Source organism: Streptomyces varsoviensis (genome assembly GCF_000718635.1).
GTDB lineage: Bacteria > Actinomycetota > Actinomycetes > Streptomycetales > Streptomycetaceae > Streptomyces > Streptomyces varsoviensis.
The window spans coordinates 1-2,040 of record NZ_JOBF01000059.1; the positions used below are offsets into that span (position 1 = coordinate 1).

At 71.0% G+C, this 2,040-nt stretch carries 1 protein-coding gene and 2 pseudogenes; all 3 read right to left on the reverse strand.

All coding sequences use genetic code 11. The features are described 5' to 3' along the window. Positions 1-144 (reverse strand): ATP-binding cassette domain-containing protein (locus IF55_RS38040; RefSeq protein ID WP_157854637.1); only part of this gene is annotated, 144 nt, incomplete at its 3' end. A 124-nt stretch (positions 145-268) separates the two neighbouring features. Beyond that, positions 269-1,274 (reverse strand): annotated as a pseudogene (locus tag IF55_RS35550) (SufD family Fe-S cluster assembly protein). 322 nt (positions 1,275-1,596) lie between these two features. Then, positions 1,597-2,040 (reverse strand): annotated as a pseudogene (locus IF55_RS35555) (SufD family Fe-S cluster assembly protein); the annotation flags it as partial.

Consider the following 2,040-nt stretch of genomic DNA (forward strand, 5'->3'; position numbering starts at 1 on the left):
CGTCGACTTGCCGGAGCCGTTGGGGCCCATGATGGCGTGCGTCTCGCCCTGCCGCACCGTCAGGTCGACGCCGCGCAGGATTTCCTTGGTGCCATTGTCGACCTCGACGGACACGTGCAGGTCATGGATTTCAAGCGTTGCCATAGGGAACTCAGGACTCCTCGGTAGGGGAGACGAGCGCCGTCGCTTTTCCGGCCGCCTCCTCGGATCTACGGGGCTTCTACGGACGTACAGGACCTCTATACGGGCGTACAGAACCCGTACGGACCTACGCGCCCTCCTCCAGCTCCCGCTCCACCCGCGCCAGCAGCCGCTCCTCGACATCGGGGAGGCCGATCTTCTGGACGAGTTCGGCGAAGAAGCCGCGGACGACCAGGCGGCGGGCCTCGTCGGCCGGGATGCCGCGCGCCATCAGGTAGAAGACCGGTGGCGGGCGACTGGATGAGGACGTCGCCGATCCATACGGCGTGGGAGTCCTCGCCCTGGAGCGCGCCCTTGTAGGCGACGTTGGAGCGGCAGTGCGGGGCGGTGTGGTCGACGAGGAGGCGGTGCTCGTGGTGGCGGCCGGCGGTGGTGACGTACAGGCCGAACAGTTCGGCCTCGCCGCCGGGACCCTGGTAGGAGACGCGCGGGTGGAGCCGTACGACGTCGCCGCCCAGGGTGACGACCGTCGACTTGAAGGCGGCGTCCCGGCCGATGAGCGCGTTGTGCTGGGCGACGTGGACGGCCTTGTCGTCCCAGTCCTGTACGGAGACGACGGTGAGCTTGGCGCCCGCGCCGAGGACGTAGTCGACGTTGGCCGCGAGCACCCCGGAGCCGGTGTGCTCGATGACCACGACGGCCTCGGCGAACGCGCCCAGCTCCACGACCTGGTGGCCGAAGGAGGTGCCGCCCTCGCCGCGTACCGTGATGCGGACCGGTTCGTCGAGGACCGTCTCCTCGGGGACGGTCACCACCGTCGCCTTCTCGAACGCGCTGTACGCCTGGGCGGCCACCCGGTCCACCGGCGTGCCCGCCGTGCCGAGCCGCGCGTCGCCGCGGCCCACGGTCTCGACGGTCACGTCCGCGGGGGCGCTCACCTCGACCGTGGCGGGTTCGCCCGCCGCGCGGGCGGAGCCGTCGTGCAGACCGGCCAGCCGGGCCAGGGGAGTGAAGCGCCACTCCTCCTCGCGGCCGTGCGGTACGGGGAAGTCGGCCACGTCGTAGGACGGGGGAGCGCTCATCCGGGTGGCGACGGTGGAATCGGCGGCGACGGGAACGGAACCGGGGGGCACCGGGGCGCCGCCGCCAGGACCGGAGTCGGCTGCTCCGACACCGGGAACGCCGCCCCCAGGGCCGGAGTCGGCTGCTCCGACACCGGGAACGCCGCCCCCAGGGCCGGAATCGGCGGCCCCGGCACCGGAAGCGCCGCCCCCAGGGCCGGAGTCGGCGGACACGCGTATGGAGCCGGCGGTCGTGGAACCCGCGGGAAATTTCTCGGCCTCAGCCATGGCTGTCTGGGTACTCGCTTTCTGCGGTCAGGGTGTTGGCTGCGGAGCGCTCGCGGGGGCCACGGGTGGTGGGGCCCCCGCGAGCTTGCGGAGACAGCCCGGGGCGTCAGCCGACGGAGCCTTCCATCTGCAGTTCGATCAGCCGGTTGAGTTCCAGCGCGTACTCCATCGGCAGCTCCCGCGCGATCGGCTCGACGAACCCGCGCGGGAGACCGTGTCCACCAGCAGCGCGTCGCACAGCACATTCGACTTCGAACCGTGCGCACCCTCACCGATCTCGATCAGACCCCGGTACGAGGTGCGGCCCCCGCCGCGCGCCACCGACTTCGAGACGATGTTGGAGGAGGTGTGCGGCGCCATGTGCACCATCTTCGCGCCCGCGTCCTGGTGCTGGCCCTCACCCGAGAACGCGATCGACAGCGTCTCGCCCTTGGCGTGCTCGCCCATCAGGTAGACGGCCGGGTACTTCATCGTCACCTTGGAGCCGATGTTCCCGTCCACCCACTCCATCGTCGCGCCCTCATACGCCACGGCACGCTTGGTGACCAGG